The organism is Pseudomonas sp. Teo4, from assembly GCF_034387475.1.
Lineage (GTDB): Bacteria > Pseudomonadota > Gammaproteobacteria > Pseudomonadales > Pseudomonadaceae > Aquipseudomonas.
This window is the reverse complement of the sequence record NZ_JAXCIL010000001.1, coordinates 647,631-668,751: the sequence shown is the minus strand read 5'-3', so window position 1 is coordinate 668,751 and position 21,121 is coordinate 647,631. Positions and strand designations below refer to the sequence as shown.

The 21,121-nt window shown below is 59.3% G+C and carries 22 protein-coding genes and 1 tRNA gene; 11 read left to right on the top strand and 12 right to left on the bottom strand.

What is annotated here, in order from left to right:
* Positions 1-3 precede the first annotated feature (3 nt).
* The 4 genes from PspTeo4_RS03305 to PspTeo4_RS03290 all read right to left on the bottom strand — a co-directional run bounded on the left by PspTeo4_RS03305 (position 4) and on the right by PspTeo4_RS03290 (position 4,821).
* Complete coding sequence (locus tag PspTeo4_RS03305; protein ID WP_322362291.1) at positions 4-1,221, bottom strand: PucR family transcriptional regulator; 1,218 nt, start codon at positions 1,219-1,221, stop codon at positions 4-6.
* Entirely contained in the window at positions 1,218-2,483 is a 1,266-nt protein-coding gene (gene codB / locus PspTeo4_RS03300; protein ID WP_322362290.1) for a cytosine permease, read from the bottom strand. Before codB ends, PspTeo4_RS03305 begins: the two co-directional genes overlap by 4 nt.
* 227 nt (positions 2,484-2,710) lie before the next feature.
* The gene (locus PspTeo4_RS03295; RefSeq protein ID WP_322362289.1) at positions 2,711-3,427 is read right to left on the bottom strand and encodes a glycosyltransferase family 25 protein; all 717 of its coding nucleotides are present in this window, start codon (positions 3,425-3,427) and stop codon (positions 2,711-2,713) included.
* Between the two features lie 23 nt (positions 3,428-3,450).
* Positions 3,451-4,821 carry an oligosaccharide flippase family protein gene (locus PspTeo4_RS03290; RefSeq protein ID WP_322362288.1) on the bottom strand — a complete coding sequence of 457 codons (1,371 nt, stop codon included), beginning with the start codon at positions 4,819-4,821 and terminating at the stop codon, positions 3,451-3,453.
* A 356-nt stretch (positions 4,822-5,177) separates the two neighbouring features.
* On the opposite strand from PspTeo4_RS03290, the gene PspTeo4_RS03285 reads away from it, so the two are divergent.
* Together PspTeo4_RS03285 and PspTeo4_RS03280 are read left to right on the top strand one after the other, a co-directional pair.
* Complete coding sequence (locus PspTeo4_RS03285) at positions 5,178-6,050, top strand: helix-turn-helix transcriptional regulator (RefSeq protein WP_322362287.1); 873 nt, start codon at positions 5,178-5,180, stop codon at positions 6,048-6,050.
* Positions 6,051-6,231: 181 nt separating this feature from the next.
* On the top strand, positions 6,232-6,849 hold the full coding sequence (locus PspTeo4_RS03280; RefSeq protein WP_322362286.1) for a hypothetical protein: 618 nt from the start codon (positions 6,232-6,234) through the stop codon (positions 6,847-6,849).
* An 80-nt stretch (positions 6,850-6,929) separates the two neighbouring features.
* Here PspTeo4_RS03280 and PspTeo4_RS03275 read toward each other — a convergent pair whose 3' ends face one another.
* Positions 6,930-7,229, bottom strand: a complete 300-nt coding sequence (locus tag PspTeo4_RS03275) for a hypothetical protein (protein ID WP_322362285.1) — start codon at positions 7,227-7,229, stop codon at positions 6,930-6,932.
* Positions 7,230-7,589: 360 nt separating this feature from the next.
* Here PspTeo4_RS03275 and PspTeo4_RS03270 point away from each other — a divergent pair, with 360 nt between their 5' ends.
* The 3 genes from PspTeo4_RS03270 to PspTeo4_RS03260 all read left to right on the top strand — a co-directional run bounded on the left by PspTeo4_RS03270 (position 7,590) and on the right by PspTeo4_RS03260 (position 9,760).
* Complete coding sequence (locus tag PspTeo4_RS03270) at positions 7,590-7,829, top strand: hypothetical protein (protein WP_322362284.1); 240 nt, start codon at positions 7,590-7,592, stop codon at positions 7,827-7,829.
* 68 nt (positions 7,830-7,897) lie between these two features.
* On the top strand, positions 7,898-8,872 hold the full coding sequence (locus PspTeo4_RS03265) for a 5'-nucleotidase (RefSeq protein ID WP_322362283.1): 975 nt from the start codon (positions 7,898-7,900) through the stop codon (positions 8,870-8,872).
* A gap of 93 nt (positions 8,873-8,965) precedes the next feature.
* On the top strand, positions 8,966-9,760 hold the full coding sequence (locus tag PspTeo4_RS03260; protein ID WP_322362282.1) for a hypothetical protein: 795 nt from the start codon (positions 8,966-8,968) through the stop codon (positions 9,758-9,760).
* 30 nt (positions 9,761-9,790) lie between these two features.
* Here the strand turns inward: PspTeo4_RS03260 and PspTeo4_RS03255 are convergent, their stop codons facing one another.
* Positions 9,791-10,735, bottom strand: coding sequence for a GlxA family transcriptional regulator (locus PspTeo4_RS03255; RefSeq protein WP_322362281.1), 945 nt, complete (start codon positions 10,733-10,735; stop codon positions 9,791-9,793).
* A gap of 107 nt (positions 10,736-10,842) precedes the next feature.
* On the opposite strand from PspTeo4_RS03255, the gene PspTeo4_RS03250 reads away from it, so the two are divergent.
* Both PspTeo4_RS03250 and PspTeo4_RS03245 read left to right on the top strand, forming a co-directional pair.
* Positions 10,843-11,640 carry an SDR family oxidoreductase gene (locus tag PspTeo4_RS03250; RefSeq protein WP_322362280.1) on the top strand — a complete coding sequence of 266 codons (798 nt, stop codon included), beginning with the start codon at positions 10,843-10,845 and terminating at the stop codon, positions 11,638-11,640.
* A 182-nt stretch (positions 11,641-11,822) separates the two neighbouring features.
* Positions 11,823-12,830 (top strand): zinc-binding alcohol dehydrogenase family protein, encoded by a 1,008-nt coding sequence (locus PspTeo4_RS03245; RefSeq protein WP_322362279.1) that lies wholly within the window; start codon positions 11,823-11,825, stop codon positions 12,828-12,830.
* Between the two features lie 115 nt (positions 12,831-12,945).
* Here PspTeo4_RS03245 and PspTeo4_RS03240 read toward each other — a convergent pair whose 3' ends face one another.
* The 3 genes from PspTeo4_RS03240 to PspTeo4_RS03230 form a co-directional block, all read right to left on the bottom strand.
* Entirely contained in the window at positions 12,946-14,277 is a 1,332-nt protein-coding gene (locus PspTeo4_RS03240) for a type II toxin-antitoxin system HipA family toxin (protein ID WP_322362278.1), read from the bottom strand.
* Positions 14,278-14,279: 2 nt separating this feature from the next.
* On the bottom strand, positions 14,280-14,540 hold the full coding sequence (locus PspTeo4_RS03235) for a helix-turn-helix transcriptional regulator (protein WP_322362277.1): 261 nt from the start codon (positions 14,538-14,540) through the stop codon (positions 14,280-14,282).
* Between the two features lie 234 nt (positions 14,541-14,774).
* Entirely contained in the window at positions 14,775-15,701 is a 927-nt protein-coding gene (locus PspTeo4_RS03230; RefSeq protein WP_322362276.1) for a LysR family transcriptional regulator, read from the bottom strand.
* A gap of 162 nt (positions 15,702-15,863) precedes the next feature.
* On the opposite strand from PspTeo4_RS03230, the gene PspTeo4_RS03225 reads away from it, so the two are divergent.
* Both PspTeo4_RS03225 and PspTeo4_RS03220 read left to right on the top strand, forming a co-directional pair.
* On the top strand, positions 15,864-16,406 hold the full coding sequence (locus PspTeo4_RS03225; protein WP_322362275.1) for an AAA family ATPase: 543 nt from the start codon (positions 15,864-15,866) through the stop codon (positions 16,404-16,406).
* 44 nt (positions 16,407-16,450) lie between these two features.
* Positions 16,451-17,221, top strand: a complete 771-nt coding sequence (locus PspTeo4_RS03220) for an SDR family NAD(P)-dependent oxidoreductase (protein ID WP_322362274.1) — start codon at positions 16,451-16,453, stop codon at positions 17,219-17,221.
* Between the two features lie 39 nt (positions 17,222-17,260).
* Here the strand turns inward: PspTeo4_RS03220 and PspTeo4_RS03215 are convergent, their stop codons facing one another.
* The gene (locus tag PspTeo4_RS03215) at positions 17,261-18,277 is read right to left on the bottom strand and encodes a hypothetical protein (protein ID WP_322362273.1); all 1,017 of its coding nucleotides are present in this window, start codon (positions 18,275-18,277) and stop codon (positions 17,261-17,263) included.
* 874 nt (positions 18,278-19,151) lie between these two features.
* Here PspTeo4_RS03215 and PspTeo4_RS03210 point away from each other — a divergent pair.
* Entirely contained in the window at positions 19,152-19,394 is a 243-nt protein-coding gene (locus tag PspTeo4_RS03210; RefSeq protein WP_322362272.1) for a hypothetical protein, read from the top strand.
* A 162-nt stretch (positions 19,395-19,556) separates the two neighbouring features.
* Complete coding sequence (locus PspTeo4_RS03205) at positions 19,557-19,820, top strand: DUF3077 domain-containing protein (protein WP_322362271.1); 264 nt, start codon at positions 19,557-19,559, stop codon at positions 19,818-19,820.
* 83 nt (positions 19,821-19,903) lie between these two features.
* Here PspTeo4_RS03205 and PspTeo4_RS03200 read toward each other — a convergent pair whose 3' ends face one another.
* The gene (locus PspTeo4_RS03200) at positions 19,904-20,707 is read right to left on the bottom strand and encodes an HNH endonuclease (RefSeq protein ID WP_322362270.1); all 804 of its coding nucleotides are present in this window, start codon (positions 20,705-20,707) and stop codon (positions 19,904-19,906) included.
* Positions 20,708-21,026: 319 nt separating this feature from the next.
* Positions 21,027-21,103: transfer RNA gene (locus PspTeo4_RS03195), tRNA-Pro, on the bottom strand.
* Between the last annotated feature and the right edge of the window lie 18 nt (positions 21,104-21,121).

Below are 21,121 nucleotides of genomic sequence, written 5' to 3'. Positions count from 1 at the left end.
TTGTTACTCCTTGCCTTGGGCTTCGCTCATGCGCCATACCAGCATGGCAACCGAAGCGTTCATACGAAATAGCGGGTCGTCCAGAGACTGCCCGCTCAGTTGTTCGATGCGTTGAATACGTTGGTTGATGGTGTTGCGGTGCAGGCCCAGACGCTGGGCGGCCTTGAGGCCATTGCCGTTTTCCTTGAGCAGGGCGTCGAGGGTGTACACCAGCACATGGGGGTGCTTGCGGCCAGGCGCGATCAGCGGGCCAAGGGTTTCGGCGACGAAGTCGTCGATCAGCGAGCGGTCGACGATGCCTTGCAGCAGGCGCAGCACGCCCAACTCGCTGAAGTCGCAGAAACCCGTGGCCGGGCGCAGGTTCTGCGCCACTTCCAGGGCCTGGCGCGCCTCGTTGAGCGCCTGGCGGTAGTGGGCGCAATCCTCGGCCAGGCTCGACAGGCCCATGTACAGGCCCAGCTCCCCAGCCACAGTCGCCAATTGCCGGTGCAGCGCGGCCAGGGTGGCGTGCAGGCCCTGGGCATCGGCCAGCAGCAACACGAACAAGTCGCCCGGCAAATGCGCCGTCACCGTCCCTGGCCGGCCACGGCACCAGGCCTCCAGTTGATCTTCCAGCGCCTGGCGGATGCCCTGCCACACACGCTCACCCTGGGCCAACCCATGGCGTTCGAACAGGCCATCGACGCCAGACAGCCGCAGTGCCACCAGTCGGCGCGGCTCGTCCAGCGCCAGCTCCAGGTGCGCGGCCCGCTGCCGGGCGATGGCCAGGCTTGGGTAGTCGCCGGTCAGCAACTGGCCGAGGATGTCATTGCGCGAACGCCGCACCTGGGTCATCTGCACCAGCGCCGTGCCGATCAGGTGGGTGACGACGACCATCTTCAACGCATAAGGCTGCTCGATCAGCGGCAGGCCCAACTGCTCGGCACGCTCGATCACCGCGGGCGGAATGCCGTGGATGAACGTGCCGCCGGTGAGGATCACCATACCGGCGATGCCCACGGCGTCGCCATCTTCCACCAGGCTCAGCAGGTTGGTCTCGCCGCGTGGGTGGTTGATGCCGGTGACGAACACCAGCTCGCCGCCCATCACCCACTCGGCGATGCCTTCGTTCTCTGCCACATACGGCCAACGCACGCGCCGCTGCAGGTTGCGTGCACCGGCGCGGACAGTCATGTCCTGCAAGCCGGGCAGGTGCAGGATTTCGTCCAGCGCCAGACTCACTGCTCGGCACCCGCCTGGCCCAGCGCCCGGCGCCGGCCGCTCAGTTCAAGCATGACGATGTAACACAGGGCCGAGGCGCCGATGCCCACCAGTGGCGCGACCCACGGCGAGGCATAGGCCAACACCGCACCGACCGCATAGGCACACAGCCCCATCAGGTTGTAGCGCGGCAGGCTCACGCTGGCCAGCGCCGGGTACTTGCCACGGTGGCGGTACCAGAAGTCGGCCATGATCACCCCACCCACCGGCGGAATGATCGAGCCCAGCAGCACCAGGAACGGAATCAGCATCTCGTACATGCCACCGATGGCCAGCACAATCCCGACGCCCGCCGCCACCAGCGTGGCGGTACGTCGGCGTTCGCTGCGCAGCAGGTGGCAGGCGGCGGCCGAAACGTTGTAGATGGTCGGCCCCTGGATGGTCCACAGGTTCAGGCACAGCATCACCACTGCGGCGAACGACAGGCCTTGCAGCATCATCACTTCGACGATGTCGGCCTGCTGGTAGACCATCGCGCACCAGGCGCCGGCCACCACCATCAGCCCGTTGCCGAGCAGAAACGCGACGATGCTGGCAACCACCGCCACCCGCCCGCTGCGCGCCAGGCGCGTCCAGTTGGTGGCCTGGGTGGCGCCGCTGGCGAAGGTGCCGAAGACCATGGTCACCGCTGCCGAGAAGGTCATGGTTTCATGGGGCACCACCGCGGCCAGGCCGGCAAAGCCACCGGCATCACGAGTGGCGATGTACATCGACACCACCAGCAGCGCAAACATCAGCGGCACCGACACCCGCGACAGCAGGTCCAGCCCCTTGAAGCCAATGATGGCGGTAATGCTGAAGCCCAGGCCGAACAGCACCATCAGCGGCACCGTGTAGTCGCCCGCCAACCCCAGCAGCTTGACCAGTACGATCGCCACGGTGGCCGTGCCCCAGGCGTACCAGCCTAGCTCGGCAAACCCCAGTAGAAAATCGGACAACCGGCTGCCCGCTTCACCGAAGCAGAAGCGGCCCATCAGCACGGTGTTCAGCCCGCTGCGCGAAGCGATGAAGGCCAGGGCTGCGGCGTACAGGGCCAGCAAGGTGTTGCCGATCGCGGCTACCCACAGCATGTCGACAAAGTTGAAGGCCATGCCCAGCTTGCCGCCAGCGAACATCGTGCCGGTGAAGAAGGTGAAGCTGAACAGGACCATCGCAATGGGCAACAGCCCCTTGCGGGAGGATTGGGGGGCTTCGGACAGCGGGAATTCGGTCGGTGAGCTCATTGCACGGTGCTCCGGGTTGTAGTTGGGAGCAGAAAGAGCAATATGCGGGCCGCTTTTGAAATGGCTGAAAAACAGAAAAATAGCGGGCGGGCGGCACAAACAGTGCTGTGCACCCTGCACAGAAAAGTACCGCTTAACCTGATTCAATATGTGCTTCGTGACTTAAATTGAGGCGGTAATGCACCAAAGCGGAACAGGGCTGGGTAGTTTCCACCCAGCCCTGCGCATCAGCGCGTTCTGCGCAGCTTTTCTGCCTTCAGCCGCCTGTAGACGGCCATCAACGGCCGAAACACGGCCAGGCGGTCAAAGATGGAAAGGGCATGCAGGTCGGTGCGCGAAGGCCGCTGGTAACCCAGGTTCCAGGTGAAGTAGTAAGCCTGGATGTCCTTGCGGGTGTGGATCAGCGTATTGAGGGCTGCGTCGTAGTGCATCGGCCCGCCATCCGGGTGCCCGGGCGGGCGCTCTAGAATCTCGGCCAGAAAGTCCCGCAGCTTGCCAACGCTTTTGCCGTTCACAGCGTAGAAATGGGACAGGTGTATCGGCCGGTCGACCACTTCCCAGCCCGGAGTATCCGAGTTGCCGTCAAACGGGTGGCCGAGGTAAGCGATGTCCCAGTCCATGCCTTGCAGCGACTCGATGGCCTGCTTGCCGAACGCTGCAATGCGCCGGGAAAACTGAATGTCGTCCTCCATGATCAGGATGTTCTTCACATTCAGGCGCATGGCCTCTTCCAGAATGTGCATGTGGCTCATGAAACAGCCCCTGGCACCGACGCTGGGAAAGCCCTCCTCGGCCGTGGGCGTGACCGCGGCGAAGAAACCTATCTTGTCGTCATCGATGTGGAAACCGTTGCGGGCGAACTCGGCTTCGGTCTCCACGCGGCGGTCCGTTCGGTACGGGATATTGATGATTCGGGTTCGATCAAAGTAGTCGATCACATTCATCGGTCAGGTCCTTGGCAACGGGTTCAGGCGAACAACTTGGTGACGAACTCCCCGCACAAGGCGCCGATCACCATGACTGGCAGGACCACCAGCTCACGCTTGATGCTCAACATGCCCAGTTGGTGGCTGACCTTGAAGATCAGGATGAGAGTGAAGAAGGTATGCAAGGCCACGCCCCACAGCGCATAGGTCACGCCACCGATGGCCAGCAGCAGCGGCATCAAGGTGAACAACGCCACCACCCGGATGATGTTGTCCATGGCGACGTATTTGGTCAGCCCCGTGGCCATCCAGACTTGCTGGGTCAGGCCATAGCGCAGGGTGAAGAGCGACAACGACAGAATCGCCATCATTTGCCCAGCTTCGGCATAACGGTCGTCGTACAGCCAGTGAATGATCAGCGGGCTGGCGGTGAACAGGAAGCCGCAAGTGAACAGGGTCAGCACATCGAACATCAGCCTGAAGCGGAAATACAGGTTACGCAGCCGTTCTTTGTCGCCACTTCTGGCCGCCTCGCTGAAGGCCGGCAGCGCGACGGCCCCGGCCAGGCGCTGCAGGCTCAACGTGAACGCCTGCAGGATGCCTACGGCAATCGAATAGACCCCCAGTTGCGCCACCGTCATGCTGCCACCGAACCAGATACGGTCACCCTGCATCGCCAGCACGCCGATGGCGGACGACAACAGTATCCAGCGGCCGTAATTGACGATTTCACGCAGCGCTTGCGGGTCCCATTGCGGGCGGTCCCTGTGCCCTGGGAACATCACATGGCTGAGCACCGTGGAGACCAATGTGCTGACCAGGCCCGCGGCCACCAGCGCCCAGATGGATCGGGTGAGGTAACCGAGCACCAGCATCACCGCCAGGCCGACGATTTGCGCAATCAGCTCGATCAGGACCACTTTCTTCTGCTGGAACACGCGGACGGCCACGTCGATTTTGGTCGACTGGAACGCGAAGAAGATTGCGAAAAAGCCAGTAATGGCCAGCACACCGGGCAGCTCCGGCGCGGCGTAGGTGGAATGCGCCGGCCACAGTTGCAGATGCTGGCTGAACCAGGAGCACAGTGCGATCAACTCCATCACGGCGAACAGCACAAAGCCGCGAATGATCTGCAGTGACCAGACGGTGTTGAGGAATAACGGCTCCTCGCCTCGCGGGCTCTGGACGATATTCTGTCGAAAGCCGACATCGGACAGTAGCAGCAACATCACCGACACCGTGGTGGCGATGGCCATGAGGCCAAACATCTCCGGCACCAGCAGCCTGGTGATGATCAGGTTGCCGCCCAATCGGATGACTTGTGAAGCCACGATGGACCCGATATTCAACGCCCCGGCCACCAGGACGCGTTTGCGAAGGCTTTGCGGGGACGACAACTCGATCGTAGGCATGGCAGCATCCCTGACCCGTTTTTTTAGACGTTACTATAGTCTCAATCTGCCATGCCGCTAGGGCGCCCGTCGCGCCACACCAATGACGCCGGCCAGGCCGACCCGTGCGAACCCTACACGAATCTCTGCCCTTGGCCTGGCCAACCCCTACTACGAAGCGCGACGGACGGGCCGAGACTAGAACGGCAGCGCCGTCACCACAATGGCTTGCGGGGTGGAAACACCACCTTTGGGAAATGGACTACAAGAATGGCGTTTTAGCGTGGCAAGGTCCTGCAACCGGCAATATGTAGCTTTTCAGGTCCCGTCCATAATGGTTACATGTAGCAATCATATCGCTGGGAAAAGGAATCCGCATGAAACGCAATCAATCGATCGAGTCGGTGCGCTGGGACCTGGCGCTTCGCTACCGCCTGATCGAAACCGTGGCCTGGTGGGAGGGGCGCCTGACCACCAACCACCTGATGCAAAGCTTCGGTATCAGCCGGCAGCAGGCGTCCAAGGACATCAACACCTACATCGCCGAGCATGCTCCGGACAACCTGACCTATGACCGGCACCTGAAAGGCTACATTCCCAGCCGACGCTTCAAGCCGCGGTTCATCGACCACAGCGCCAGCGCTTACCTGCACCTGCTGGACCAGAACAAGGAGCGCGCCCCACACATCGAAGGCCTGGCCCTGGCCTACGCCCACACCGAAGTGCTCAAGGTGCCGGACCGCTCAGTACGCCCCGAGGTGCTGCGCCCGCTGCTCAAGGCTTGCCGTGAAGGGCTGCGCCTGGAGTGCGAATATGTGTCGCTGGCCAATCCCGAACCGGAAACCCGCCTGATCGCCCCGCACACCCTGGTCTATACCGGCATGCGCTGGCATGTGCGCGGTTACTGCGAGAAAAACCGGGACTACCGCGACTTCGTCCTCAGCCGTTTCCGAGGGGAGCCTGGGGTGCTCGACAAATCCGAGCACGCGCGGGAACAGGACCCGGGCTGGAACACCGAAGTCACGATCATCTTCGAGCCCGACCCGCGTCTGAAACCTGAACAGAAGAACATCATCGAACAGGACTTCGGCATGGAGGCTGGCTGCCTGCAGGTGCCCAGCCGTGGCGCCTTGGTGCAGTACGTGCTGCAGCGCTATCACATCGACCCGACCAAGGTTCACGCCAAAGCGGTGGCGCAACAGGTTGTGGTGGCCAATCTGGATGACCTGCAGCGCTGGATCTACCAGTAAGTGATGGCAGATTCATCGCCTCGAAAAAGCGACGAATGGTAGCGAAAAGCCGGTAATGGCAAATAGCCTCTGACAAAAGCGTTGTAGCAGCCGACATTGGAAATTGAGTAACATGGCCGCTTTGTCACATACCCCAGCGTAGAATCGCGCTACCTATGGCCAACATCCAAGGAGGGAGCTCATGAGATCCGTACTCGTCCTCGCCGCATTCGCGGGCCTGTTCAACACCTCTGCCTGGGCGCAATCCGACGCACCCGAACCAGTCAGGCTCTGGGCCAAGGAGCCAAGCGCGTTTCTGGGCATCGACATCGACGGCAACTTCATGGAGCAGGTACCCGCCTGCCCGGCCTCGCCGGTCAATCCGACCACCCTGTGCCGCATCGCCACTGCCGCGGCCGATCGCTTCGAGGTCCGCGGGTTGCCGTACCTACCGATTTCCCCAGGCTATGAACTGGTGGCGGTCGCCCCCAACGGGAAAATCAAAGAGCTGGTGTTCAGTGGCAACGCCAACAGCCTCTATCTGGTGAGCGAAATGCTCACCGAAGATTTCGGCGAACCCGGCGAGCGCACCAACCACTGGGTCAAACTGTCCTCTGGCGCTTCCTACCAGACCGAAGTGTACAAGTGGCAGGGCAAGAAACTGGGCATGCGCTTCCAGCGCGAGGAAAACGACCTGGGCCGCTATGCAGTCACCGTGTCCACCCTGACCGAGGAAAATGTGGTCGCCGACGGCGATGTCGAAGTCATTCCCTCGGATATGACCTCGAACACCAAAGAGCAGAGCATTTCAACGCTCTGAGGGCATAGAGCCAGGCAGCCGGTGATCCTTTCCCGGCGTCTGTCGCAAGGATGCGCCCCCGCAACAACCGCACCTCCCCGCTATTTCGCGCAGACGAACTGTTCCACGGCCGGAACGGCATCTGTCGCAATGCGCCTGGCGCGCCCTACGCCCCAAGCCAAGGCCCGGGTCATGGACTCTCCCGGGCGGGACTGCATCGACTCTTCGTGGATGGGCATGCCCGATGGCGTATAGACGCCGATGAACATCTGGGTACCACCTGTTCGCGACAGCCTGACTTGTACGTCGATGAGCGTACCGTCATTGAGGGTTTCGTCATGAGTGCGATGGTGAAGCGTCGGGTCAGCCCAGGCCCAGAAAACATCACCGCGTATTCTCATGCCACTCTCCTACGACTTTAGTCTTATATGGGTGGTGTAATGCCACCATAGACAAAGCCTGACGGTAAGCAAATGCGGCGGCCTGTTTTTTGACTCAATCGGACAACCGGGCACTCGAGCTATAGCTGATCCATTTTCCGTACAACATTCGCCATTCAGATGTGTGATATGTAAAGCAAGAAGGCATGTCTCTGGCAGCCAACCCACGCCGGCTCTGCTGAAACCTTGCCAATGGCGATTTCTGCCACCGCGAACCTGCTGCAATCCTTTACCTGTACAAGTCACCATTATCGACATGTAGCAAAAGTAGACATAACCTTCGACGCATCGGCACTGCGCCGCTGCTCAGGGAAGTTGACGATGGAATTGCTCGAAATGGCCCTGCTGGGCACGACTGGCCTCACCTTGTTGATGGTTGGCCTGCATCACGCCCGGCTGGTTGAACTGCGGCATCTGCTACGCAGGGACCGCGACCTGGAACACAGCGCTCGCCAGCACATCGAAGAGAACCGCGAGCTGCACTCGGCGCTGCGTGCCGAGCGCGAGCATGTGAGCCAATTGCAGCGCCAGGTGCAATTACTGCTGAGCCTGGTGCCTTAGCCCGCACCCGGCACCACGTTGTATGCTTCATGGCTATCGCTGCTGCGCAACATCTTCAGGAGCCCCTCATGCCCTACCCCATCGAACAGAAACTGGTCGTCGGCGTCGCCTCCAGCGCCCTGTTCGACCTCACCGTTTCCGACACCATCTACCAGAACGACGGCATGGAGGCGTACCGCCTGCATCAGGAGCAGAACCTCGACGAGCCCTTCCCCAAAGGCGTGGCGTTCCCCTTCATCCGCCGCTTCCTGAGCATCAACCAAGCCTTCCCCGAGCAATTGCCGGTGGAAGTGGTGCTGCTCTCGCGCAACTCGCCGGAGACCGGCCTGCGGGTGTTCCGTTCGATCGACCATTACGGCCTGGACATCACCAGGGCGGCGTTCATGTCCGGCCGCTCGCCTTACGAATACATTCCCGCCTTCAACGCGTCACTGTTCCTCAGTGCCCACGAAGGCGATGTGCAACGAGCCATCGACGCCAACTACCCCGCCGGCCTGGTGCTGCCGACGCGCATCTACGATGACGAGATCGACACCGAACTGCGGGTGGCCTTCGACTTCGATGGTGTGATTGCCGATGACGAGGCGGAAAGCGTGTACAAGCAGCGGCTGGACCTCAACGACTTCAAGGCCCACGAGCACGCGCGCAAGGCCATTCCGCACCAGCCAGGGCCACTGGCAGACCTTTACCGCAAGCTGTCGCACATTCGTACGCTGGAAGACCAGAAACTGGCGCAGGACCCTGCCTACAAGCGCATTCTGCGCATCGCCATCGTCACCGCGCGCAACGCCCCCGCCCACGAACGGGTGGTGACAACGTTGAAGAACTGGGGCGTTTCGCCTGACGAGTCGTTTTTTCTGGGAGGAATGGAAAAGGACCGCGTGCTATCCATTTTGCGGCCGCACATGTTCTTCGACGACCAGCGCAGCCATCTGACCTCGGCGGCGAGGAACCTGCCGATGGTGCATGTGCCGTTTGGGGTGGCGAACAAAGTGCTGGTGCAGCAGGCGACCCATGATAGCGAAACGATACCCATGACCTGATACCGCTGACTGACCACTTCTGCCGGCGCCGCCACTAACCTGTGGGGCTGCCGTACTCAAGGAACGACCCGTGCAGAACCGGATACCCACGCAATGACGCTCTTCTACCTGAAACTTGTCGTCACGCCGCTATTGATGTGGGCCATCTCCCTCGCCTCACGGCGCTGGGGTGGCCTGTTGGGCGGATTGTTGTCCGGCCTGCCGATCACTTCGGCACTGGTGATGACCTTCCTGAGCCTTGAGCAAGGCACAGGCTTCGCCCTGGGCGCGGTACCCGGGGCGCTCGGCGGCCTGGCTGCCGTGCAGGCCACATATACCTTCTACCTGTTCGCCACGCGCAGGCTCGGCATCGCCCCGGCGGTGCTGCTGGCGATCCTGTTCTACGGCCTGGCGGCTTATGCCTTCACTCACTGGGGCAGCTTGTATCTGTCGATTGGCGTGGCGCTGGTGCTGATCGGCGTGCTGATACGCGCCAGCGGCCGCGAACCCAAGCCTGACACGCTGCCCCGCCCACGGCATCGGTATTGGGAAATCCCCCTGCGCATGGTGTCCGCCACCTCCCTGCTGATGGTCACCACCCACCTTGCCAGCTGGCTAGGCCCGGCTACCAGCGGGATGCTTGCGCCGATTCCAGTGATTGCCTGGCCGTTGGTGGTGTTTGCCCATGTGCAGGGAGGGCGGGCCGGGATGGCGGCGATGGTGCGGGGGAATGCCATTGGCGCGGCAGGTGTGATTGCGTTCTACCTGACCATGGCCGGGTTGCTTGATGGGTTGGGCATTGCACTGACCATCAGCCTCGCCATGGCCGTTGCAGTATCGCTGACCGTGGCGCTGGCGGCAGTGTTACGCCGCACCAGTCGCAGACGTCTGCAGCCACCCGAAACCTGAGTCCGCACGGCGGTCTCGGTGCGTGCCAGCTCACTCGACCCGCCGCGCATCCCGGCGTATCGCTTGCGGTGGAACGCCGAAACCTCGCATGAACACCTCGCGCATGTGGCGACGGTCCCTGAACCCCGTTTCCCTGGCCACGACGTCCAGGCTGTGCCGGCTCTGCTCGATCATCAGCCGCGCCGCCTCCAGCCTCAGGCTCTCGACTGCCTTGGCCGGCGACTGCCCCGTCTCAGCCGTGAACACCCGGGTGAACTGCCTGGGGCTCAGGTGCACCGCCTCGGCCAGTTCCTCGACGCCAAGCGGGCGGTTCAGGTGCTTTTGCGCATACTCCAGCGCGCTTTGAATCCGGTCCGACTTGGGCGACAGCGAAAGCATTTCAGAATGCTGCGACTGCCCGCCCGAACGGCGTTGATGCATCACCAGATTATGCGCGACCGAGCGGGCGATTTCCGCGCCCAGGTCTTTTTCCACCATGCCCAATGCCATGTCCAGCGCAGCCGTCATGCCTGCCGACGTCCAGACCGTCCCGTCGACGATGTAGATACGGTCTGGCTCAACCTGCACGGCCGGGTAATGAGCTTGCAGCGCAGCGGCAAACGCCCAGTGGGTCGTCGCCCGACGATTGTCGAGCGCCCCCGCTGCCGCCAGGATGAACCCGCCGGTGCAGACACCCGCCGTGCGCCGCGCACTGTCGACCATGGCGCGCACGCTGTTCAGCACCACCTCGGGCTGCGGCGTCAACGGCCTCAGGGTACCGACCACCATCCAGCTATCGGCCAGCCCCGGTGCGCCCAAAGGCTGAGTGTCGACGAACATGCCCAGAGAAGAACGCACGATACCGCCCGCCTGGGAGAAGTTCTGCACGCTGTAGACGCGTTCACCCGCCACATAGTTGGCCAACTCGAAAACCGTCTGCGTGGCCAGTGACATCACCTGAAAACCTTCAGTCACCAAGTACCCGACCCTGTGCATCTTCGCACTCCTCTGCCGATGTCCTGAAACACTACCATATTGGTCATTTGAGACACAGGCAACTCAGCACATCATGGCCCCAGTCCCCACCCAACCGGAGCAAGACCATGAGCCAAGCACACAAAGGCACCGCACTGATCACCGGCGCATCCAGCGGCATCGGCGCTATCTATGCCGAGCGCCTCGCCCGCCGGGGTTATGACCTGGTGCTGGTGGCACGCAACCGTGACCGCCTCAACACCCTGGCCAGCCGCCTCACCAGCGAAACCCAACAGAATGTGGAAGTGCTGCAGGCCGACCTGGCCAACGCCGCAGACCTGGCCCGCGTGGAGCGCAAACTGCGCGAGGACGCCAGCATCACCTTGCTGGTGAACAACGCCGGCATCGGCACCCATACCCCCTTGCAGGAAAGCGACGTCGAGCGCATGGCCGATATGATCAGCCTCAACATCACCGCCCTCACCCGCCTGACCTACGCTGCCGTGCCCGGCTTCAGCGCCCGCAAGCAAGGCGCCATCATCAACATCTCGTCGGTCGTCAGCCTGGCGCCAGAGCTGCTCAATGGCGTGTACGGCGGCAGCAAGGCGTACGTCACGGGGTTCACCCAGTCATTGCACAAAGAACTGTCCGGGCAAGGCATCCAGATCCAGGCCGTGCTGCCCGGCGCCACCGCTACCGACTTCTGGGAAATCGGCGGCCTGCCGGTGGAGAATCTGGACCCAGGCATCGTGATGACCGCTGCCGACCTGGTCGATGGCGCCTTGCAGGACTTCGACAAAGGCGTGCTGATGTCCATTCCTTCGCTGCATGACCTGCAACAGTACGAGGCCTTTGAAGCCAGCCGGCAGGCGCTGTTCCCGCAGCTGTCGAACCACCGGCTTGCGCCGCGCTACCAGACCAGCTGAAGCGCATTGCCCGTACCTCACTCCCTCTAGGCGATTCAGAGCGAGGAGCACCTACCCTTGACACTCAGGTGCTCCCTCGACTTTCGCCAAAACGACGAAAGTCTTGCGCTGATTAACCTGTTTTTGTACCAAACCAGTACGGATAGCCTGACACCACGTCTGAACCTGTTAAGGAAACACCCATGAAAGCCATCGTATTCACCCAACCCGGTTTGCCGATTCAAGACCCACAATCGCTGTACGAAACCACCCTGCCCCAACCTGCGCCTGGCCCCCGCGACCTGTTGGTTGAGGTCCAGGCCATCGCCGTCAACCCGGTCGACACCAAGGTGCGCGCAAGCCGCAACGGCCAAGGCCCGCAGGTGCTGGGCTGGGACACGGTCGGTATCGTCCGCGAGGTAGGCACAGAGGTTTCGTTGTTCCAACCTGGTGATGAAGTGTTCTACGCCGGCGCCATCGACCGCCCTGGCAGCTACAGCGAGTACCACCTGGTGGATGAACGCATCGTCGGGCACAAGCCCCGTAGCCTGGACAATGCCAGCGCCGCCGCCCTGCCCCTGACCTCCATCACCGCTTGGGAGCTGCTGTTCGACCGGCTGGGTGTCGAGGAGAACGGCGGCAAAGGGCAAAGTCTGCTGGTAATCGGCGCTGCAGGCGGGGTGGGTTCGATTCTGGTGCAGCTGGCCCGCCAACTCACGCAACTGACCGTCATCGGCACCGCGTCCCGGCCGGAAACGCAGGAATGGGTGCGCGAGACTGGGGCTCACCACGTGATAGACCATTCGGCATCGATCCCACTTCAGCTGGAAGCGCTGCAGCTCAACCCGGTCGACTATGTGATCAGCCTGACCCACACCGACAGCTACCTTGCGCAAATCGTCGAAGTGCTTCGCCCCCAGGGCAAACTCGCGTTGATCGATGACCCTGAGCAGCTCGATATCATGCCGTTCAAGCGCAAATCACTGTCGGTACATTGGGAGCTGATGTTTACACGGTCGCTGTACCACACCGATGACATGATCAAGCAGCACCAACTGCTGGAGCGGGTTGCAGGGCTGGTCGACGACGGCGTGCTGAAAACTACTCTGGGTGAGCATTTCGGCAGCATCAGTGCGGATAACCTCAAACGTGCCCATGCGCTGATCGAGAGTGGCAAAGCCAAGGGCAAGATTGTGCTGGAAGGGTTTTGATCGCGTTACAGTGCATTTAGGTAGAGACGTTGATGTAGCGTTAACAACGTTTTAGCGGTGGGTTTGGAGCGGGGATGGGCGAGCGTTTGAGTAGTGAATCAAGCGCCCGCCTGAATCATCTTTTTCCTAGCAGTTCAGACCTACCGATCACTTCTGCGCTGCGTTCAGGTTTACGAGGCCCAGAAAATCCGGCTTGTGCAATTGCTGCATCCAAGCCTCGAAAATGGGGAGCTGCCTTTGGACTGCGCAGGGTTTCCATCCCGACATTCCAAGCATGCACCATACTCTTGGCCACCTCACGCCACGCCTGTTCGTTTTTCGAGGCCTCAATCACCTCTTTTCCAACTTCTACTGCTGATTCGCAAAGCTGCTCGACCATCTCAGCGTACTGTCGCGGTGGAATGTTCAGAACGGCTTTGAAAAAAGACTCCAATGAGCGCCCTGGAGTCCAGGTTTGCCTACCACCAATGGAAAGCCCCGGTGGATTGCTGGCGAAGCGTGGGTAGGCTTGGGTGGTTACCAGATCAAAGACGGGAGTAAAGGCTACATCAGCTCGCGATGTGTAAAGCAGAGCAATGTTCTTCGAATGACAATCTGCATTGCGCACGACATAGTTGGTCAGCAATTGCCAGCCCAAGTGTTCACGTTGCGTCTTTAGGCGATTTGCCGGGATGTACGCCCGTGTAGCATTCCAGACGCGCTCAGTCGTGGGCGCGTACTTTTCATGTGGCGGCAAGCCCAGCAACCCGCAGGCGTCTTCAACACCACAGCAAGGGATGCCTTGATCATCTACATCGAAGCGGTCCACTACGAGGACCTTGCCATCCTCAGACATACGGCAGGCAGCTACAGGTGCAACATCGAGCCGCGCCAGCACACGCATGGTGTAGAACTCGTTGAAGCCTAGGAATGGAGTCGTGTCATCAGAGCCTTTGATGATGTGAAAGCCGGTGCGTAAGGTTGGCTTTCCAATTGGCAAGCGGGGCTGAACTGCATCCGTCGCAATGAACTTTGGTACAACCCCCGAAACCGCCACCCGAGCGTACTGCCGGACCAATGCGGCGAATCTCTCGGTGGAGTTTTCTGCCTTGAGCAGGTGACCTATTTCCAAAGGCTCCATCTCGATCCCTGGCTTGACGCTTTCAGGCGTGACCGAGACCCTACCAATACCGGTACCGCCCACCAATCCAAGCAAGGACAGGTCAGTGCCATCGAGCAGCGGGCCAAATTCTTCGCGGATGACATTCAGCAGATATCCTTCGGGTAAGTTCTGCCGGAAGAAGGGAAACAAATCGCGAGGCCAGCGCCAGGGATCTTCGCGCACGGGCATGGCCAGGCTGACAAAGTCCTCTTGGGCCGTGCCGGGAAGATAGCGTAGAACATACTCGTCACGCTCCCGGTAAAGTTTGGCCACAAGCCTCGATCGAACATGGACATCAAGGATCATGGTCAGGTGGCTCCGAAACGTTGCTCGTTGAGAATGTCCTCAACTGTCCGTTCGTGACCGGCCTTCACAAGCTTCAGGTCATAGCCTGCTGCCTCCAGAAGGCGAACTAGTGCTGACACGCTCATATCGCCTTTGGCCAGTGTCTCCATGCGCGCAACGGTTGAGCGCGAAACCCCGGCACTGCTGGCCAGTGCTTCCTGGCTGAGTTTCGCATTACGCCGGGCTTCCTTAAGCATTTCGGCGATGTCGTAGAGAGAGGACATTTGTAGCCCCTGAGCATCAAAAATTGTGTTTAGACTCATTAATGTAGCCCTAGAGCTACATCTTAGCAAAGACTCATTCTCGTCAACATGTGTCACTAGAGCTACAAATTACTTACATTCTTTATTTTTTGTAGCACAAAGGCTACAAAATAGCGGTACTAAAGCGTGCCCATGCGCTGATCGAGAGTGGCAAAGCCAAGGGCAAGATTGTGCTGGCAGGGTTTTGATCGCGACTCAGGGCTTTTCAGCTGGGGCTTTGATGTAGCGTTCAAAACGCTCGGCCAAGAAAGCCCGTAAAACCTGCAGTGCTGGCGTAAGCGACGTGCGATGCGCGCACACCAGTTGCAGCGGTGCCGGCTGGCCATAGTCGGCCGGGAAGATCTCCACCAACCGGCCGCTGCGGATGTCGTCCATCACATCGAGCTTCGATTTGTAGACGATACCCAGCCCGGCGACCGCCCAGCGCCTGACAATGTCGGCATCGTCACTGATGCGGTCGCCGGTTACCTGAAGGGTTTTCACCCCGTCCGGGGTCTGGAAATGCCAACGCTCGTAGGTTTGCTCGCCCATGACATAGCGCAGGCAGTTATGCCGGCTCAGGTCTTCAAGCGTTTGGGGCTTGCCGTGGCGGGATATGTAGCCCGGAGATGCACAGACGGTTCGCCGGTTGGATGGAGACAGCATCAGCGACACCAAGCTGGAATCCGCAAGCTGACCGTAGCGAATGCTGGCGTCCAGCTGCTCGCCGAACAGGTCCGCGACCTGGTCACTGACGCGCAGTTGCAAAAGCACTTTGGGGTGCAACTGCTGGAACTCGTCGAGCCATGGCAACAGGACGTTGCGGCCCAGGTCCGATGGCATGGACAGGCTCAGCAGACCCGCAATTTCATCACGCCCCTCGGTCAAGGCCAGCTCGCCGACGTCGAGGGATTCGAGGGCCTGGCGGGCGTGGGGTAGATAGCGTGTACCGTCGTCCGAGAGGCGCAGACGGCGGGTGGAGCGAATGAACAGTCTCACCCCCAGACAGGTTTCCAGGCGCTGGATTGCGCCACTGGCCAGGGCCGGTGAGATGTCCAGCAACCGGGCGGCTGCGGAAAAACTGCCGGCATCGGTGGTTGTGATGAAGACCTGCAGGTCATCGACGCGGGGGATTTTCTTCAAGAGCGCAAAGTCTATGAGTGAGGAAGAAAGGCTTCAGCGTAAAGGGAATGAGGGGCGCTGGACAGCCGCTGATGACTCAAAAAGCCTGCCCGATGGCACTCTCCTTTGAGCAGCCCAACTCAAGCGATACAATCTCCGGTTTGCCCGCGACAGGAAGTCTTCATGCAACGAATCATCATTCTAGGTAACGGCGGCAGCGGCAAGTCCACCCTCGCCCGCGCACTTGGCGCACGCCTCGATCTGCCGGTAGTGCACCTGGACAAACTCTTCTGGGAGCCGGGCTGGACCGAGCCCGACGCCGAACAGTTTCGCAACCGCGTACGCGAGGCGATTGCCGGCAACGCCTGGGTGTGCGAGGGCAATTATGCTCGCCGCACGTTCGACCTGCGCCTTGCCCGCGCTGATCTGGTCATCTGGCTCGACACACCTCGGTTAACCTGTTTCACCCGGGTTGTGCTGCGTCTGCTTCGCAACCAACCACGCCCTGATCGCGCCGATGGCTGCGAAGAACGGTTCGACCTGGCATTCCTCAAATTCGTATGGACATTCGACGGCAGCTATCGGGCAGGTATCGAAGCCGTACGCCAGAAAGTCGGGCCGCAGGTGCCTACACTGCACTTGCGAGGGAAACGGCAAATCAGGGCGTTTCTTGAAGGCTTGCCAGCGACCAACGGTGGCCCGGTATCGATGCCGAATGGCGTTTGAACTGCGCGACAAGGTGAACCACCAGCAGTTGCGCGAGGTGCTGCATGAGCTTGATCCCCAATCTGACTGACAAGGCCAATGTGTTGGTCTGCGGTGCAAGCCGAGGCATAGGGTTGGCGCTCTGTGGGGCGATGCTGGCCCGCGATGATGTGTCCCGGATATGGGCCGTGTCACGCAATGCGACGCACAGTGACGGGCTCGCGGAGCTCAGCAATCAACACAGCGAGCGCGTGGTGCTGATAGATTGCGACGCACGCGACGAAGGGGCACTTGCAGCACTTGCGGCGCAGGTGGCACAGGGTTGCGATCATCTTCACCTGGTCATCAGCACCTTGGGCATCCTGCATCAGGACGGGGCCACGGCAGAGAAGTCGTTGGCCCAACTGGACCTGGCGGGCCTGCAGGCGAGCTTCGCCACCAATGCGTTCGCGCCGATATTGTTGCTCAAGCATCTGCTGGCGCTGCTACGCAAACAACCCGCCACCTTTGCAGTACTGTCGGCCAGGGTTGGGTCGATCGGCGACAATCGACTGGGCGGGTGGTACAGCTACCGGGCGAGCAAGGCTGCGCTCAATCAGCTGCTACATACGGCGAGTATTGAGCTGAAACGCCTGAACCCGGCGGCAACGGTTCTGGCGCTGCATCCGGGTACGACCGACACGGAACTGTCGCGGCCGTTTCAGGGGGGAGTGCCAGTTGGCAAACTCTTTGAGCCGGCGTTTGCAGCGCAGTGCCTGATTGAGCTGGTGGGGCAGCTTGGACCCAGTGACAGCGGAGGGTTTTGGGCGTGGGATGGGCGAGCTATCGAATGGTGAAAGCCCCCGCTCAAGACCGCCCCTATTAACGACCCTGTATCAGGTATCATTAACCCTTCCGGATTTTGATCGAACTGTTGCTCGGTCAAAGAGCCTATATTGAGCTCCTCGTGCAATTCTCAGTGCTTTTGCAAATATTTTCTTCGTACTTATGGTACTGGAGTTAATAGTTTCCTGTGCCGCAAAGTAACTTTTTAGCCAGTTCGCGAACTCCTGACGCTCAGCAACCAGTCTTTGCATAAATGCCTCGCGATAGGGATGCTCCATGGACCGAGAATAGTGCACAACGGACGATTTACTCATGGAGGGAGCGGCAGCAGGGCCGGTGATCAAGCCCTGAAACACCATATTGTGTTCATCAGGCCCCAACTCACGCCACCTTAAGCCAAGGCGCGTAATAATGGGGCTTAGAACAACTTGGTCTGCTGTAAAAAATTGCCCTTCGGGTGTGGCCAGCTTACTTCGCAGTAGCGTTGAGAAGGCTGACTGATAGGCATCGGCAAAACCAGACCCGCGTCTCCACGAGAACAGCCCAGAATTAAAGTAAGCCAACTGCTCTTCGCGCCGCCCATCCGTAGCTAACCACGGCATGTCCTTCAAAGAAGTACCAAGCAATTGGCATACATCGCGCCAGTAGGGCTCAAAATGAGCGTCGCTTTTAAACATGGCCGGAGGTAGCCACTCGCGCCTGGCGGTGAAATCTTCGTTGTCATTCAGTAATAGGTGGCTCATTCCGCCCAACACGAAGATATCGCTATCCAACCAGGCAACCGTGTCTGTGTTAGCCATGCGTTCGGCTGTTTTAACGGCAACAACCTTGTTTGTGTAATTTAGCCATGGATGCGGATTCTCCCCCTCTTTCGCTTCGACAAACTCTACATTCAGCCTATCGAATGCTCGTAAGGTCGATGGCATGAGTGCGGGGCCGCGCCTTCCTTTGACCGCAAGCAATCTCGAAGATGAAAGGTCGCCGCCAAATGTCCTTAACGACTCTATCATCAGAAGCGTTTGTTGTTCGAGTCGACCGTATTCGACGCAGCATACAAAAGTCAGCATGGAGGCATCTACCATTTAAGATAAAGTTCTTTGAAGGCACAGCCTGGTGCGGTCATGCAATTGCCCAGTCGACTGAAGCGGGCGGAAATCAGATCGTCGAGAGTAGGTACATGGCGTTTACTCTCATTGTTGACGAAAGCGCAGCAGTAGAAAACTTTTACATCGAAGCCGCCAATAAGCGGCATGGCGGAAAACGGTTGCCGTCACGAGTTGACACCTTTTTGACGGGCAGGGCCGGCACGACAAAAAATCGACTTTGCGTGTGGATCCTTCCCCAAACACACAGCTAAGTAATAGCCGTCCTCATGCGAACGCGCAAGAAAGCTCGAACGACGGCCTGGCTCGTCTACTGGCCGGCAACGGCCTTCGAGGCGCTCAAGGAAGGTTACGGCGTACACCTGACTGGCTCACTTGAGTTCGCATGCCGACGCTTCTGATTTGGGGACAAGATGATCGCATCCTGCCCCCCTGGTCAGGCGGTCTATTGGCATCGGTTGGTGCCTCAAGCTTGAACAGAAACCAGAGGCGACTTCAGGCCAACGCTTGCTGAGTATTCGGGTAGGCCAATGAGCTTCAGCGGACTAAAAATCAGACTTAACCCCTTTCTTGTAGTCCATTTCCCAAAGATACTCCCCTCCCCCGTTTTTCGTTGCGGTCGCATTTTCAGCGTTTTAGTCTCGGTCCGTCGTTGCACATCAACGACCGGCTTTGACAGGCCGCGACGAAACACAGTGCATATCCGTCCATGGCGGTTGTGCATGGGGCACGCTTGCGTGCGCCGGTTTCTGTGTTCGCCGGTCTGTCAACCCATGCACAGCTGCCACCTTCTCGTTTGACAGCGCGCTGGCGGTGGCCCCACCGAGAACACAGTACGATGCTAAAGATAGTTCCAGATCCACCCCATACGCTTCAATCCCTCGAAGACACCTTGATCCAGGCTGCGGATTACGCGCTGTGCGCTGCGGCAGTGGTGCAACAAAGTCTACTTCTGCAGCCCAAGTCACCCGCGTCGATTTTGATGATGACGTCGATGCATGAGCTGGAGACGCTGCGAGCTTTGCTTGAATCTGCGCTGATCCAGGTGCAGATGCCCACTGAGCCACGGACTTTGCACTAGGGCTTAAGTAGTGCGTTGCGTGTACAGCCCCTCTAGCCGGCAAGCTGGGTACAACAAAGGTCTGCGCTGAACTGCAGATGCTAAACCCGTGCGGTACCTATGTGAGCCAGCTTGCTTGCGAGAGGCCGACTCAGGCACAGCCAATTTCAGGGAGATTGAACCATGAGCACAGACGACACCAAATTCACTGTTGGCAAAACCACTTTCTACCAAGGTGAAAACCAGACCCATCCCCTCTTCCGCATCGAAGCTGGCATCCCTTGCCAAAGCGCCCGCGAACAGGCCTCAGAACTGATGGGCTATGCCCGCGACCTCACCATCGACGGTCTGATGGAACACAAACCGCAGCTAATCTGGGCATCGCACTACCTGTGCGCTTTGGCAAAGGCGCTAATGGATGATGCAGAGCTGGGTATGATGCACTAATGTCCCTCCCCAGTTGCCGGACTGCCTTCTAAAGCTGGGGAGTTACCCAATTCCGAACGCGCTCCAATACCATCAGCAGTCAACTAAGACGGGATGACCCATCGCCCGCGCAACATTCCTTTCAGCTCATCAATACTCAGAGTTTTATCTCTCTTTCGGTGGACTACCGCGTGGCAATTGGCGCATAGCGTCACGAGGTCAGTCTCGGGATTAACGGCCTTCTCTCCACCAAAATCCGAAATCGGGAGCACATGATGAACGTGGATTAGGCCCTTAGCGTGTTCGCCATACGCCTGTTCGAAGTCAAAACCGCAAGCCTTGCAGTTGAGCCCATGGATAGCAATGGCCTTCACCCGCAAGTCTTTCCGGCGCTCGTAACGGGTTCCAAAATAGCTTGACTTGCTACCTTCATTCGCCGATTCAAAGACCAAGGGATCGTCTTCCGAACTCCGCACAACCGTTTCAAGCTTAGACGGCAGAAGCTTCGCATGACTTAAGATGGCATCGTAAACACTCTGGGCAATGGGCCGAACTCCGTCACGCCAGTAGTTCTTGACTCTGCTAGCGGGGATGGTTTCCAGGTACACCCCATCAATTTTCGAGGGGACTGCGGCCTCAAACGGAGTGAAATCTTCGACAAGTGCAAAAAGATCACCCTTATCACTCTTGGGGTCTGGATAAACCTTGCCGATGCGCGCCTTACCAAAATAATGCGGACCTGAACTTAGGCGCTCGGAATCAAAGGTTTTATCTTTTATGCGCCCTTTGTAGTAGATCACTTCCGCCCCCTGCGCTAGCCAGGTTTGGTAGCGCTTGGGGAAGTGATAGACAGCGCCTGTCTCATCTTCCCACTGCGATGTGTCGTTTTCAACGATGACGACGGGCATTTCATTTCCTCTCGTTTGATGGCAAAAGCCTACCAAAAAAGAGGAAATTTCCTACAGCTGATTGGAAAATTCGCTCTGCCGCGCGTAGCCACTCACTTGATTCGAATCTCGTGAGTATCGCCGAAATCTATAAAAGCAGAACCATTACCGGCCTGACCAACTTCTAAACTCAAGAGAGTCAATTAGTCGATGGTCGAGATTACCAAACCATCGGGCTAGCCACGCGCTCAATGACGATAAAATAGGAACTGAAGATGAGAGCAAAACATAGGCAAAAAAAAACCAGTCATCTTTCGACGACTGGTTTTTTAGGGATTTTTGGTCGGGACGGAGTGATTCGAACACTCGACCCCTTGCACCCCATGCAAGTGCGCTACCGGGCTGCGCTACGCCCCGACTCTATTCTCGATACCG